Origin of the sequence: Magnetospirillum sulfuroxidans (assembly GCF_018224925.1) — a bacterium.
In the GTDB taxonomy this organism is placed as follows: domain Bacteria; phylum Pseudomonadota; class Alphaproteobacteria; order Rhodospirillales; family Magnetospirillaceae; genus Magnetospirillum; species Magnetospirillum sulfuroxidans.
Map to the genome: position 1 here is coordinate 68,217 of NZ_JAGTUF010000005.1, position 14,206 is coordinate 82,422.

Genomic DNA, 14,206 nt, shown 5'->3' on the forward strand with positions numbered 1-14,206 from the left:
CCGCTTCCAGGCCTTGATCCCAACAAAAAACCCGCCAGAGCAGCTCTGGCGGGTTTTGTTGGTTTACAGGGGCGACAGCCCCAGCCGTCCGAACAGACTTTTATCTGTTCCCGGCGCCGCGTTCTTGGCGGTCAGCAGCTTGTGACCGCAAAAGATGGAATTGGCCCCGGCCAGGAAGCACAGCGCCTGCATTTCCTCGTTCATCCCCTCGCGCCCGGCCGACAGGCGGACAAAGGATTTCGGCATCATCACGCGGGCGGCGGCGATGGTGCGGATGAAATCGAACGGATCGGGCTTTTCCGCGTGTTCCAGCGGCGTACCGGGAATGGCGATCAACAGATTGATCGGCACGCTATCGGGGTGACGCTCCATATTGGCCAGGGTCAGCAGCATCTTGGCGCGATCGGTATTGTTTTCCCCCAGGCCGACGATGCCGCCAGAGCAGACATGCAAGCCGACCTCGCGCACGGTATCCAAGGTGTCCAACCGGTCCTGGAAGGTCCGGGTGGTGATGACTTCCTTGTAGTGCTCGGGGCTGGTGTCGATGTTGTGGTTGTAATAATCCAGGCCGGCATCCTTAAGGCGCTGCGCCTGCCACTTGTCCAGCAGGCCGAAAGTGGCGCAGGTCTGCATGCCCAGGGCCTTGACGCCTTCGATCATGGCCACCGCCACCTCGAAATCCTCACCCTTGGGGCCGCGCCAGGCCGCGCCCATGCAAAAGCGCGAGGCGCCTTCTTCCTTGGCCTGGCGGGCGGCTTCCACCACCTCTTCCACCGCCATCAGCTTTTCCTTTTCCAAGCCGGTGGCGTAATGGGCCGATTGCGGACAATAGGTGCAATCTTCCGGGCAGGAACCGGTCTTGATGGAAATCAGCCGCGAGACCTGGATCTTGTTGGCGTCGAAACTGGCGCGGTGCACCTGTTGCGCCTGAAACATCAAATCCATGAACGGCATGGCGAACAGGGCTTCCACCTCGTCCACCGTCCAGTCGTGACGAAGCCCGTCGTCTTGGGCCTTGATCTGCGCTGTTGCGTTCACCGTGCCAATCTCCTTAGTAACCCTGTTGGAAGCGTGGTTTTTCGCCGCTTTCCGGGTGCGCAATGTAGAACCGCGAACACCGCCTTTGCAAGATTGCCGATTAGGCGTTAGAAGGTCGGGCATGCAAAATCTTGATGCAACACTGTCCCGCGTGCTTGACGATCTGGCTGAAACCGGCCGGCGGCGTTCGTTGCGCGTGGTCGAGCACCTGCCCGGCGGGCGGGTGCGCAAGGACGGACGGGAATTGCTGAATTTCTCGTCCAACGACTATCTGGGCCTGACCCACCACCCGCTGCTGATCGAGCGCGCCCGCGAATGGGCGGCGAAATACGGCGCCGGTTCGGGGGCGTCGCGTCTGGTCACCGGTCACTCCGACGCCCTGGAAGCGGTCGAGGAAAAAATCGCCGCCGCCAAGGGGGTCGAGGCGGCGCTGGTGCTGGCCAGCGGTTGGCAATGCAACGCCTCGGTCTTGCCGGCGTTGTTGGATCGCACCGTGTGGGCGGCCGAGCCGCTGGTGTTCACCGACCGGCTGAACCACGCCAGCCTGCACATGGGGTGTCAATCGGCCGGGGTAAAGCAAAACCGCTTCCGCCACAACGACCTGACCCATCTCAAGGAATTGCTGGACCGCACCGGACGCGGCGAAGGGCCGCGCTTCATCGTCACCGAATCGGTGTTTTCCATGGATGGCGACGCCCCCGACGTTGATCAATTGGTGGCGCTGGCCGAGGAATGGGACGCCTTCCTTTATCTGGACGAAGCCCACGCCACCGGCGTATTGGGTTCAAACGGCTTTGGCCTGTCGGTGGGCACCCATGTGGATCTGGCCATGGGCACTTTTTCCAAGGCTTTGGGCGGCTTTGGCGCCTATATCGCCGGATCGCGGGCGCTCAAGGAATTCCTGGTCAACCGAGCATCGGGGCTGATCTATGCCACGGCCTTGCCGCCGGCGGTGCTCGGGGCCATGGACGCCGCCCTCGATCTGGTGCCGACGCTGACCGCCGAACGGACCCGATTGCAGGCCATGGCCGCCATGCTGCGCGAACGCCTCAATCAGGCCGGGCTGGATACCGGCCATTCCAGCACCCAGATTGTGCCGGTGATCATCGGCGACGAGAAGCGGACGTTACAGGTGGCCGCGCGGCTGGAAGAGCAAGGCTTTCTTGGCATCGCCATCCGGCCGCCGACAGTGCCGCCGGCCACCAGCCGCATCCGTTTCGCCCTGTCCGCCGCCCATGCCGAGGACGATATCGAGCGACTGGCCACATCGGTCATCGCCGCCGTCGAGGCGACGCCATGAAAACCCTGGCCTTCATTCACGGCTGGGGCTTTGACGCCCATTTCTGGCGTCCGGTCGCCGACCGTCTGCCGGAATTCGCCCGCATCTTCATCGATCTGGGCTTCAAGGCCGAACAACTGCGTCCCGGCGCCAACAATCCCATCGTCGTCGGTCATTCCATGGGCTTCGCCTGGGCCTTGGCCGCTTTCCCCCAACCCTGGTCCGGCGCGGTGGCGGTCAACGCCTTTCCCCGCTTCACCCGCGCCCAGGATTTCGTCTCCGGCACGCCGCCGCGCAGCCTGGAGCGCATGATCGCCCGTTTCGCCGACCATCCGGTCGAGGTGACGGCGGAGTTTTTGGAACGTTGCGGCGTCGAAAAGCCCGATACCGAAACCATCCGCCCGGCACCGATGGCCGAAGCGTTGAAATGGCTGGCCGAATGCGACGAACGCGCCGCCATGGCGGCGCTGGAATGCCCCTTGCTGGCCCTGGCCGGAACCCGCGACCTGATCGTGCCCGAAACCATGAGCCGCGATTCGTTTCCGCCGCAATGCCTGACCCTGGTCGAAGGCGCCGGCCATCTGCTGCCGTGGTCTCATCCCGATTGGGTGGCCAGCCAGATTCGTCTGTTCGCGTCGGGGATCAGATGAAACGCAAGGATCAGGTGGCCGCCGCCTTTTCCGCCGCCGCCTCCACTTACGAAAGCGCCGCCCGGGCGCAAGACATCGCCGCCGCCCACCTGACCGCCATCGTCGGCGGGCTGAACCGCCCCACCACCCCCGAGGTGCTGGAAATCGGCTGCGGCACCGGCCTGCTGACCCGGCGGATGCGCCCCGTCGTCACCGGCCGCTGGCTGGTCACCGACCTTTCCGCCGCCATGATCGAAGCGGCGCGGCGCACCGCCCCCGATGCTGAATTCCAGGTGCTGGACGCCGAAAACCCCGATTTGGGCGCCCGTCGCTTCGACCTGATCGTCTCCAATCTGGCGGCGCAATGGTTCGCCGATCTGGGCGCCACCATCGCCGGCCTTGCCGCCATGCTGAAACCTGGCGGTCATTTGGCTTTTTCCACCTTGGGGCTGCGCTCGTTCCAACAATGGCGGCAGGTGCACCAGCTTCTGGACGTGCCCTGCGGCGTTCCCGTCTTCCCCGCCGCCGAGGCCTTCGCCGCCGTGCTGCCGGCTGGCGCCCGAATCGAGGAACAGGATTTCACCTTGGATTACCCCCATGGCCGCGCTTTCGCCGCCGAGCTGAAGCTGATCGGCGCCGGCACCCCCGCCCCCGGACACCGGCCGTTGACGGTCAAGGACATGCGCCGGGTGCTGGAACGCTTGGGCCAGCCGGCCCCAATGACCTATCATGTGCTGCACGCGGTGATCACGGCGGAGTAAATCCATGCAAGGCGTGTTCGTCACCGGTACCGATACCGGCATCGGCAAGACCCTGGTTTCGGCCTGGCTGACCCATCATTGGCGGGCCGAATACTGGAAACCGATCCAGACCGGGGCGCTGGACGATTCCGATTCCGACACGGTGGCCAAGCTGGCGCCGGGGGCGGTGATTCATCCGCCGGCTTACGTGTTCCAAGCGCCGCTGTCGCCGCACGAAGCGGCACGGCGCGAAGGCGCGCGCATCGAATTGTCCGGCTTGCACCCCCCCACCCCGCTTGGCCCGCTGGTGGTCGAAGGGGCCGGCGGCATCATGGTGCCGCTGAACGAAGTGGCGCTGACCGTGGATTTCATCGAAGCGCTTAATCTGCCGGCGCTGATCGTGGCGCGGTCGGGATTGGGCACCCTCAACCACACCTTGTTGACCCTGGACGCCTTACGCCGCCGCCATATCCCCGTGCTGGGCGTGGTGCTGAACGGGCAGAAGAATCCGGCCAACCGTCAGGCCATCGAACATTTCGGCGCCGTCGAGGTTTTGGCGGAAATTCAGCCCTTGCCGGCGGTGACCGCCTCGCTGGTGGCCAGCCTGCCGGCCCCCACGTTTTCTGTCCAAAGGTTTAGGTCATGAGCGACGACGATATCTTGGCGCTTGACGCCAAATACATCTGGCACCCGTTCACCCAGGCGGCCACCGCCGCCCCGCCGCTGCATGCCGTGCGTGGCAGCGGCGCCATGATCCAGACCGCCGACGGCAAGGAATATGTCGATCTGGTGTCGTCGTGGTGGGTCAATCTGCACGGCCATGCCAACCCGGTGATCGCCCGCGCCGTGGCCGAACAGGCGGCGACGCTGGAACAAGCCATTTTCGCCGAATTCACCCACGATCCGGCGGTGCGCCTGGCCGCCAAGGTATGCCAGCAATTACCCGGCGATCTGGACCGGGTCTTTTATTCCGACGACGGCTCGACGGCGGTGGAAGTGGCCATGAAAATGGCGCGGCAATATTGGAGCAATCAGGGACAGAACCGCCAAGTCTATGTCGGTTTCGACGGCGGATATCACGGCGATACCGTCGGCGCCATGTCGGTCGGGCGGTCCTCGGGGTATTTCGGCGCCTGGGAAAACATGTTGTTCCCGGTGGAAATCGCCCCGTTCCCGACCACTTGGGATGGTGACGACACCATCCAGGCGCGCGAAGCCGCCGCCCTGGATGCCCTGGATGCCATTCTTGACCGCAACCGCGACCGTATCGCCGCCCTGATCATCGAACCCTTGATCCAGGGCGCCGCCGGCATGCGCATGTGCCGGCCAGATTTCCTGCGCGCCGTGGCCGAGCGCGCGGCGCAGGCCGGCACCTTGCTGATTTTGGACGAGGTGATGACCGGTTTCGGCCGCACCGGCGCCAGCTTTGCCTGCGTCAAGGCCGGCATCACCCCGGACATGATCTGCCTGTCCAAGGGCCTGACCGGCGGCTTCCTGCCCATGGCGATGACGGTGACGCGGGAATTCATCTATCAGGCCTTCCTCGCCCCCCAGGTCTCGCGGGCCTTTCTCCATGGCCATTCCTACACCGCCAATCCGCTGGGCTGCGCCGCCGGTCTCGCCTCGCTGGAATTGCTGCTGGGGGCGCAATGCCAGGCCCGCATCAAGGGCATCGAAGCCTTGCACCGCCAACGCCTGGACCATATCGCCCGCCTGGACATCGTCGCCCACCCGCGCCTGTGCGGCACCATCGCCGCCTTTGATCTGCCCGGCGACGGTTATGGCGCCGAGATTGGCCCCATGCTGAAACTGCAATTGCGCGAACGCGGGCTTTTAACCCGACCCATGGGCAATGTAATGTATGTGTTGCCACCCTATTGCATGGATGATGCTGCATTGCACCATGCATGGGATATCATCGACGATGTGATTTCCAAGATTTCAGGAGACGCCGCGTGCTGCGCATCGAGGAAATCGTCGGGGCCATGGATGACGAGTTCCGCTATGCCCTCGATGCCCTAAGTGACGAAAAACTGGCGGCGCTGATCGCCGACAAGGCGTCGTTGCGCCGCTTGCGGCCGGTGGGGGTGTCCACCGCCGAAGCCCAGGCCATGATCGTCGCCATCCAGCAAAAGCGGGCCAAAGCCGCCGCGGCGCCGCCGGCCAAGACCGCCAGAGCGAAAAAACCGCGTGCCCCCCGCCAGCCCAAGCCGGTTCAACCGGCGGCGACCAAGGAAGAAGAAAGACCGGTTCCGGTTCCGGTACCGGCTGCGCCCCCGGTGCAGGCCCCGATACAGGTGGAACCGCCGGTCGTGATCCCGGCACTGCCCCCCTGCCCGCCGCCGCCGCAATTGCCGCCGCCAATTCCGCAAGGCCCCAGCATCCGCTTGGGGCCGCCGCCAGTCGAACGCCCCGTCATCATATTGGGTCCCCCCGTGACTCCCCCCGTGGCTCCCCCTGTGGCTCCCCCTGTGGCTCCCCCAGTGGCTCCCATTGCCGACATCGTGCCGGAAACAACGACGGCTCCCGCCCCGCCCATGCCCGCGCGGCCATCGGCACAAGGCCGAAAACACGCCATCGCCGTGGCGATCGTGCTGCTGATCTTGATTACCGCCCTGATTTTGCAAGGAAAATAGACATATTTTATCCGTAAAGCCCCGGATAGAACGCCAGTATGGTGTGCGTAATTACAACTTTAACGTTAATATCATTGATACGATCAATCTAAGTTTGTAGATTGCTTTCGATGAATACGTGCATTGCGCCATTCATTTTAAATCAAAAGATACAAACAGGAGAGATCCATGAGCGTTGGTCCCGTTTCCGGCAATGGCATTGCCATCACCCTGGCCCCCGGCAAAACTGTTTTCTGGACGGTTACCGCCCAGGCGGCTTACACCCAATTCGTGCAGTTGAAAGACACCAACGGCACCGTCGTCTTCACCGCCACCGGCTCTGGCGGCACCGGCGGCACCCCCAACCAGATCGGTCAGGGCCATTTCGTCGTTCCCAACAACGCCAATTACACCATGTATATCGGCACCAATAACGGCGCCCAGTGGAGCAGCGTGATCTGGGATGCCGATGCCCTGGTCTATGGCGGCACCGTCTATTACCAGACCTTCAATTTCATTTCCGAAGATGGTGGCGGCACCGATTACAACGACAGCGCCGTCACCCTCAGCTATTTTAACTCGCTGGGCTGATCGACACCGACGGCATGCGGCGGCCGCTTCGGTCCGCCGCATGTTGAGCGTTATATTCATGACATTGCGGATGCGCATGGCTGAACAGGCAAGCTGGTGTATTCTGCCGCGCATGATCAAACGCAAGCCGACCCGTATCATCCCCCTGCTGCTGATCGCCGCCATCCTGGCCGGCGGCGCCGTCTTCGCCCTGACCCGCAATGGCGGCCGTGCGGTGGCTCTGGTATCGCTGGAACAAGGGCTGGCGGTGGAAGCCATCTATGCCACCGGCACGGTCGAGCCGGAAAACTGGGCCAAGATCGGCCCGGTCACCACCGGCCGCATCGCCGAAATGCTGGTACGCGAAGGCGATCGGGTGACTTTGGGCCAACCCCTCGCCCGCCTGGACGACCGCGAAGCCCAGGCCAAGGTCAGCGAATTGCAAGCCCGCGCCGTCTATTGGCGGGAAGAACTGAACCGGGCCAAGACCTTGGCCGATCGCGGCATCCGTGCCCGCGAATCGGCGGAAAAAGCCCGCAGCGAATATGATCAAGCGGTGGCCGCCATCAACGCCGCCCGCCAGCGTCGCAGCGATCTTGCTGTCACCGCCCCCATGGACGGCATGGTGTTACGCCGCGACGCCGAACCGGGCGAGGTGGTCAAGCCGGAAAACACCATTTTCTGGATCGGCGAACAACGCCCGTTGCGCATCACCGCCGATGTCGATGAGGAGGATATCGCCGTGGTGGCGGCGGGTCAGAAAGTGCTGATCAAGGCTGACGCCTTCCCCAACCAAGGACTGAGCGGAACCATCGACCGCATCACCCCCAAGGGCGACCCCATCAACAAAACCTTTCGCGTCCGCGTGCGATTGCCCGACGACACGCCGCTGATGATCGGCATGACCACGGAAATCAACATCATCACCGCCGAAAAGCCCGACGCCAACCTGATCCCGGCCAGCGCCGTGGCCAAGGACGCGGTCCTGGTGTACGAAGACGGCAAGGCGGCGCGCCGAGCGATCGTTGTGGGCATCAAGGGCCGCGACCGGGTGGAAGTGCTGTCCGGCCTAAAGGCCGCCGACCGCATCGTCGCCAGCCCGCCCGCCGGCCTGAAAGCCGGCGACCGCATCACGGCGCAATAGATCATGGCGTTGCCGCTGGGACTGGCCATCGCCACCCGTCATCTGCTGCACCGGCGGCGGCAAACCGTCACCTCGCTCTTGGGAGTGGCGCTGGGGGTGGCTTTCTTCATCGCCATCGCCGCGATGATGCAAGGGTTCCAGCGTGATTTTGTCAGCCGCATCATCGACGTCGCCCCCCATATCACCATCAAGGACGAATTCCGCGCCCCACCGCGCCAGCCGGTCGAAACCGCCTATCCCGCCGCCGTCATCGGCCTGCGCGGCATCAAGCCCAAGGACGAAGTGCGCGGCCTGAGGGGGGCGCGCTCGATCATCGCCAGCTTGGAAGAAATGCCCGGTCTGAAAGTGGCGCCGACACTGTCGGGCAACATTTTGCTGCGCTTTGGCGCCAAGGACATTTCCGCCAACATCACCGGCATCGTCCCCGACAAGGAACGGCTGGTGACCAAGCTGGAAAAGGATTTGATTTCCGGCTCGCTCGACAGTCTGTACACCGCCGCCAACGGCATCATCATCGGCGAAGGCATTGCCCAAAAGGCCGGTATCGGCATGGACGACATGGTGTCGGTGGTCAGCCCCGAAGGCGTGGTCATGCGCATGAAGGTGGTCGGCATCTTCGTCAGCGGCATCACCCTGATGGACAATTTCGAGACTTATGCGCTGATGAAAAAGGCGCAAGTGCTGCAAAACCGCCCCAACATCATCAACCGCATCCGTATCCGGCTGGACGACGTCGAACAGGCCGCCGATCTGGCCAAGACCATCGAAGCCCGTTTCGGCTATCGCAGCGAAAGCTGGCAGGAACAATCGTCCAACGTCTTGGGCATCTTCGTCATCCAGAACGCCATCATGTATTCCACCGTCGGCGCCATCCTGATCGTCGCCTGTTTTGGCATTTTCAACGTCATTTCCACCGTGGTGTTCGAAAAAACCAAGGATATCGGCATCTTGAAATCCATCGGCTTTCGCGATGCCGATATCCGCCGCATCTTCGTCTACGAAGGTCTGATGCTGGGCGTCATCGGCGTGATCTTGGGCTGGGCTTTGGGCTATGGATTGGTGGAATTCATGGGCACATTGGATTTCAAGATGGAAGGTTTCGTCCGCGCCCAGGGTTTCGTCTTGTATCGCACGCCCAAGCATTACGCCATCAGCGGCGCCATGGCGCTGACCGCCTCGACTTTCGCCGCCTGGCTGCCGGCGCGACGGGCCAGCCGGCTCCAGCCCGTCGATATCGTGCGCGGCGGGGCCTAGTCATGCCGGTCCTGCAAGCGCGCAAGCTGACCCGCACATTGCCCGGCCCGGTGCCCGTCACCCTGGTGCGCGAGATCGATCTGGTGGTCGAACCCGGCGAGTTCGTCGCCGTCACCGGCCCCTCGGGGTCCGGCAAATCGTCGCTCTTGTATCTCTTGGGCTTGCTTGATAGCCCCAGCAGCGGCGAGGTTCTGGTCGATGGCGCCGCCACCGCCGGATTAAGCGACGACCAATTGGCCGATTTACGGCTGGCCCGTTTCGGCTTCGTCTTTCAGTTCCATTTCCTGCTGCCGGAATTTTCCGCCCGCGCCAATGTGGAAATCCCCATGCGTCGCCTGGGCACACTGGATGGCCGCGCCATTCGGGCGCACGCCGATTGGCTGCTCGACACCTTGGGATTGGCCGAACACGCCGGCAAGCTGCCCGAACAGATGTCCGGCGGCCAACGCCAACGCGTCGCCATCGCCCGCGCCTTGGCCAACGATCCGGCGGTGATCTTGGCCGACGAACCCACCGGCAATCTGGACACCAAATCGGCTGAACTCGTCTTCGCCTTGTTCCGGCAATTGGCCCAAACCCAACAACGGGCCGTCGTGGTGGTCACCCACGACAACGATCTGGCCGCCACCGCCGATCGTCGCCTCCATCTGGTCGATGGACGCATTTCCCCCTGATCCGCAGACCCATTTTGCCGATCAACACAGACCAAAGTTGCAGGCATACCGACCTATTGATCAAGAAAAATGCCTTTGCAATCTCCCGCAAAAATATAACTATCGACATAAGGCATAAAAGCCAAAGCACAGTCGAATTCCATCATGTCGGGAGATGAACGATGATCAAAAGCTGTATCGCCACCACTATGGCGCTGGGTCTGTTCGCGACCCAAGCCGTCGCCGCCGACGGCAAGGGCACGGCCGCCGAAGCGACGGCCATGACCAAGAAGGCGGTGACAGCGATCACCGCCGATGGCGCCGCCAAGACCTATGAAGCGATCATCGCCAAGGATCCCCGATTCGTTGATCGCGACCTCTATGTCATCGTCTACGACCTGAACGGAAAATGTCTGGCCCATGGCGCCAACGCCAAGTTGGTCGGCAAGGATTTGATCGAAAATCAGGATACCGACGGCAAGTTCTATGTGAAGGAACGGGTCGAACTGGCCACGAGCAAGGGCACCTTCTGGCAAGATTACAAGTTCACCAATCCGACCACCAAAAAAATCGAACCCAAATCCACCTATTGCGAAAAGACCGGCGAAACAATCGTCTGCGTTGGAATTTATAAGTAATTTCAATTGATTATGGTGGCAGTCATGGCGATTACAATAAACACTCTCAGCATTCGGGCCAAAATTGCTCTGGCGCCGGGTTTGTTAATCGCTTTGCTGCTGCTGTTGGTCAGTTATGGTCTTTACGTCATGACCAACAGCGCCCGGCACATGGCCTATGAACGGGAATTGGCGACCAGGACCACCCAGGCCGCCAATTTCGCCAATATGATGTTGATGGCCCAAAGCAATCTGTACCGGATGGTTTCCATCGCCTCGATGGAAGACAACCCGGACAAAATCACCAAATTGGCAACCGCCTCGGCGGCCGAGATCGATGCCTTGACCCCCAAGCTCAAGGAATTCCAGTCCATGGCCACCGAACTGGGTCTTGAAGCCGCCAAGATCGACGCCGGCATGACCGATCTGGGACGCTTTATCAAAAGCACCAAGGTGGTGACGGACATGGTCGATTCCGATGTCGGCACCGCCTTGACGATGATGAGCCCGGTGGACCGCAACTTTGAAAAAGCCCACAAAAGCCTGGATGCCTTGGTCACGACCATCGACCGGCTCAGCACGGCGGCCAGCATGGACGCCGCCAGCGCCATCGCCACCGCCCGCTGGACCTTTCTGGTCGCCGCCATGGTGGCGGTGGTCGCCGCCATCACCCTGACCCTGCGCCTGTCGACCCGCATCTCGACTCCGATCAAATCGCTGACCACGGCCATGCGACACCTGGAACAACGCAATTACGACACCATCGTGAGTGGTCAGGAATTGCGGGATGAAATCGGCGAAATGGCCCGCAGCGTACAAAGCTTCAAACAAGCCCTGATCAAGGTCGATCACTTGGCGGCGGAACAAGAAGCGGAAAAGAAGATCCAAATGGATCGCGCCGACCGCATCGCCAGCCTGAGCCGGGAATTCGAGATACTGGCCCGCAACGCTTTGGACGAGGTCTCCGCTGCCTCGCAACAGATGCAATCGACGTCGCAAGCGATGTCGGCCATCGCCACCCAGACCCAGGATCAGGCCAGCGCCGTTTCGGTCGCGGCGGAACAGACATCGCTCAACGTTCAGACCGTCGCCGCCGCCACCGGGCAATTATCGGCCTCTATCGGGGAAATCTCGGTCCAGGTGCAACAGGCCTCGACCGTGGCGCAAGGCGCCGTCGCCGAAGCGGCGCGGGTCGACGGCATCGTCAACGGCTTGAACCAGGCGGTGACCAAAATCGACCAGGTGGTCGGCCTGATCACCAACATCGCCAGCCAAACCAATCTGCTGGCGCTCAACGCCACCATCGAGGCAGCCCGAGCGGGTGAAGCCGGCAAGGGCTTCGCCGTGGTTGCCGGCGAGGTCAAGGCGCTGGCCAATCAAACCGGCCGCGCCACCACCGAAATCACCACCCAGATCGGCGCCGTGCAAGCCGCCTCGAACGAAGCGGTGCAGGCCCTGTCTGGTATTGCCCGCACCATCGAACGGATCAGCGATATTTCCGCCAACATCGCCGCCGCCGTCGAACAACAAGGCGCCGCCACCCAGGAAATAACCCGCAGTGTCCAGCAAGCGGCGGAAGGCACCGATGCGGTCACCCAAAATATCGGCGGCGTCACCCGCGCGTCGCAACAGACCGGTGCCGCCGCCAATGACGTTCTGAGCGCCGCCAATGCCCTGGCCGAACAATCCAGCCATCTTGACCAACGAGTCAGCGCCTTTCTGAGCGCGGTGCAAGCCGCCTGACAAAAGCAGGCATCAACACCGGTTGATCCTTCCCCCATCGCCAATCCTTGACGGGGGCAATTCCCCAAGCAGAAGGGAGGAAACCGCGTGAAAGCGCTGTTTCTCAGCCAATTCCGGCCCCCTTTCGGCAAGAGTGTAATCTTGCACAATGCTGCAATGCGTCAGTATGGGGTGTAAATTCGGTACGCCCATGCCATATACCGTTTCGCCGGGGACTTAACCGTCCAGACGGTACAGTAAGGATCCTATGGCATGAGCTCTCCCACCACCCGGGACAACATTATCGATGCCGCCATGGCCGTCGTGCGCGAGCAAGGGGTCGGCAAGCTGACCCTGGACGCCGCGGCCAAGGTGGCCGGTCTGTCCAAGGGCGGCGTGCTCTACCACTTCAAAAGCAAGGACGATCTGATCCGCGGCATGATCCAGCGGATGATCGATTCCTGCGACGCCTTGCACATGGAATATTACGAACACGAAGCCGCCGGCCCCTATCGCTGGGCCCGGACGGTGGTGCGCACCGCCTTTGATCCGCGCGGGCCGGCCGGCGACCCCATCGGCGGCGCCTTGCTGGCGGCGGTGACCGTCAATCCCGATCTGCTGGCCCCCATTCACGCCAAATTCGCCGAATGGATCGACCGTGTCAAAAGCGACAGCCCAAACCCCTCCTTGGCGGCGCTGATTTGCATGGCCATGGACGGCTATGTCTTCGAGCGCATGCTCAATCTGCCCATATCCGACCCCGATCTGTACGGTCGCATTCAACAAACCGCCCTTGATCTGCTGAAATGAAAGTGACGGAGCCTTCATCATGAAAATCAAACGCATGGCCATCATGCTGACCGCCAGTGCCGTCATCTTCGGCGGAGTCCTGGCCTTCGTCCAGTTCAAGCAGATGATGATCAAGCAATATTTCGCCACGCTGCCCAAGCCGGTGATCGCGGTGACCACCCAGGTGGCCAAGATGGAAAAGTGGCAGGACAGCATCGCCGCCGTCGGCACCTTGGCCGCCGTCAATGGTGTCGATATCAGCGCCTCGACCTCGGGTTTGATCGTCGATATCGGCTTTCAATCCGGTCAGGCGGTGAAAAAGAACCAGCCCTTGCTGCGCCTGGATTCAGACGTTGAACGCGCCGACCTGCGCTCGGCCCAGGCCGATGCCGATCTGGCCCGCATCTCGGCCGAGCGTCAGCGCAAGCTGGTCAAATCCGACGCGGTCAGCCAATCGGCGGTGGACAAAAGCGATGCCGAACTCAAGGTCAAGGAAGCCAAGGTCGCCGGCCTGCGGGCTCAGATCGACAAAAAGCAGGTGCACGCCCCCTTTGACGGCGTGCTGGGCGTCCGCAAGGTCGATTTGGGTCAGTTCATCCAAGCCGGCGCCGCCATCGTCAATCTTCAGGATCTGTCGGTGATGCTGGCCGATTTCTCGGTGTCGCAGCGCGATCTGGAACTGGCCAGTGTCGGTCGCCCGATCCGCATGACCACCGACGCCTGGCCCGACCGGGTGTTCGAGGGCGTCATCGCCGCCGTCGAGCCCCAGGTCGACGCCAAGACCGGCATGATCTTGGCCCAGGCCCGCTTTCCCAATGCCGAGGGGGTGTTGCGGCCGGGCATGTTCGCCCGCATCCAAATCCTGCGCCCGGCCGTGGCCGAAGTGGTGACGGTGCCGGTGGAAGCGGTGTCCTATAACCTGCACGGCGATGCCGTGTTCGTGGTCAAGGACGGCGCCGACGGCCCCGAGGCTGCCCGTCTGGTGGTCGATCTGGGCGAACGCCGCGACGGCCGCGTCGTCGTCAAAAAGGGCCTGCAAGCCGGCGCCGCCGTGGTCACCACCGGCCAGTTAAAGCTGGAAAATGGATCCAAGGTTCAGGTCAGCGCCGCCGATCCGTTGAAGCAAGAAGCGGCCAAGGCCGAATAGGAGCGGGTC

Annotated in this window: 15 protein-coding genes; 14 read left to right on the forward strand and 1 reads right to left on the reverse strand. The window is 62.5% G+C overall.

The window, feature by feature from the left end:
- Positions 1-63: 63 nt before the first annotated feature.
- A complete protein-coding gene (gene bioB, locus KEC16_RS07730; protein WP_346344052.1) occupies positions 64-1,038 on the reverse strand; it encodes a biotin synthase BioB in 975 nt (324 codons plus the stop codon).
- 121 nt (positions 1,039-1,159) lie between these two features.
- On the opposite strand from bioB, the gene bioF reads away from it, so the two are divergent.
- From bioF to KEC16_RS07800, 14 genes are all read left to right on the forward strand, one after another.
- Positions 1,160-2,338, forward strand: coding sequence for an 8-amino-7-oxononanoate synthase (gene bioF, locus KEC16_RS07735; RefSeq protein ID WP_211547531.1), 1,179 nt, complete (start codon positions 1,160-1,162; stop codon positions 2,336-2,338).
- The gene (locus KEC16_RS07740; RefSeq protein WP_211547533.1) at positions 2,335-2,967 is read left to right on the forward strand and encodes an alpha/beta fold hydrolase; all 633 of its coding nucleotides are present in this window, start codon (positions 2,335-2,337) and stop codon (positions 2,965-2,967) included. Before bioF ends, KEC16_RS07740 begins: the two co-directional genes overlap by 4 nt.
- Entirely contained in the window at positions 2,964-3,707 is a 744-nt protein-coding gene (locus tag KEC16_RS07745; RefSeq protein WP_211547535.1) for a methyltransferase domain-containing protein, read from the forward strand. Before KEC16_RS07740 ends, KEC16_RS07745 begins: the two co-directional genes overlap by 4 nt.
- Positions 3,708-3,711: 4 nt before the next feature.
- Entirely contained in the window at positions 3,712-4,332 is a 621-nt protein-coding gene (gene bioD, locus KEC16_RS07750; RefSeq protein WP_211547537.1) for a dethiobiotin synthase, read from the forward strand.
- Positions 4,329-5,708 carry an adenosylmethionine--8-amino-7-oxononanoate transaminase gene (bioA, locus tag KEC16_RS07755; RefSeq protein ID WP_211547538.1) on the forward strand — a complete coding sequence of 460 codons (1,380 nt, stop codon included), beginning with the start codon at positions 4,329-4,331 and terminating at the stop codon, positions 5,706-5,708. Before bioD ends, bioA begins: the two co-directional genes overlap by 4 nt.
- Positions 5,642-6,322, forward strand: coding sequence for a hypothetical protein (locus tag KEC16_RS07760; protein ID WP_211547540.1), 681 nt, complete (start codon positions 5,642-5,644; stop codon positions 6,320-6,322). Before bioA ends, KEC16_RS07760 begins: the two co-directional genes overlap by 67 nt.
- Positions 6,323-6,490: 168 nt before the next feature.
- A complete protein-coding gene (locus KEC16_RS07765) occupies positions 6,491-6,892 on the forward strand; it encodes a fucose-binding lectin II (protein ID WP_211547542.1) in 402 nt (133 codons plus the stop codon).
- 76 nt (positions 6,893-6,968) lie between these two features.
- On the forward strand, positions 6,969-8,015 hold the full coding sequence (locus KEC16_RS07770) for an efflux RND transporter periplasmic adaptor subunit (RefSeq protein ID WP_249208926.1): 1,047 nt from the start codon (positions 6,969-6,971) through the stop codon (positions 8,013-8,015).
- A gap of 3 nt (positions 8,016-8,018) precedes the next feature.
- Positions 8,019-9,269: an ABC transporter permease gene (locus KEC16_RS07775; protein ID WP_211547544.1), complete on the forward strand. Its 1,251-nt coding sequence runs from the start codon at positions 8,019-8,021 to the stop codon at positions 9,267-9,269.
- Positions 9,270-9,271: 2 nt separating this feature from the next.
- Positions 9,272-9,943 carry an ABC transporter ATP-binding protein gene (locus KEC16_RS07780; RefSeq protein ID WP_211547546.1) on the forward strand — a complete coding sequence of 224 codons (672 nt, stop codon included), beginning with the start codon at positions 9,272-9,274 and terminating at the stop codon, positions 9,941-9,943.
- A gap of 161 nt (positions 9,944-10,104) precedes the next feature.
- A complete protein-coding gene (locus KEC16_RS07785; protein WP_211547548.1) occupies positions 10,105-10,560 on the forward strand; it encodes a cache domain-containing protein in 456 nt (151 codons plus the stop codon).
- Positions 10,561-10,584: 24 nt separating this feature from the next.
- Positions 10,585-12,282, forward strand: a complete 1,698-nt coding sequence (locus KEC16_RS07790; protein ID WP_211547550.1) for a methyl-accepting chemotaxis protein — start codon at positions 10,585-10,587, stop codon at positions 12,280-12,282.
- Between the two features lie 252 nt (positions 12,283-12,534).
- A complete protein-coding gene (locus KEC16_RS07795; protein ID WP_211547552.1) occupies positions 12,535-13,071 on the forward strand; it encodes a TetR/AcrR family transcriptional regulator in 537 nt (178 codons plus the stop codon).
- Positions 13,072-13,090: 19 nt separating this feature from the next.
- On the forward strand, positions 13,091-14,197 hold the full coding sequence (locus tag KEC16_RS07800) for an efflux RND transporter periplasmic adaptor subunit (protein ID WP_211547554.1): 1,107 nt from the start codon (positions 13,091-13,093) through the stop codon (positions 14,195-14,197).
- Positions 14,198-14,206 lie beyond the last annotated feature (9 nt).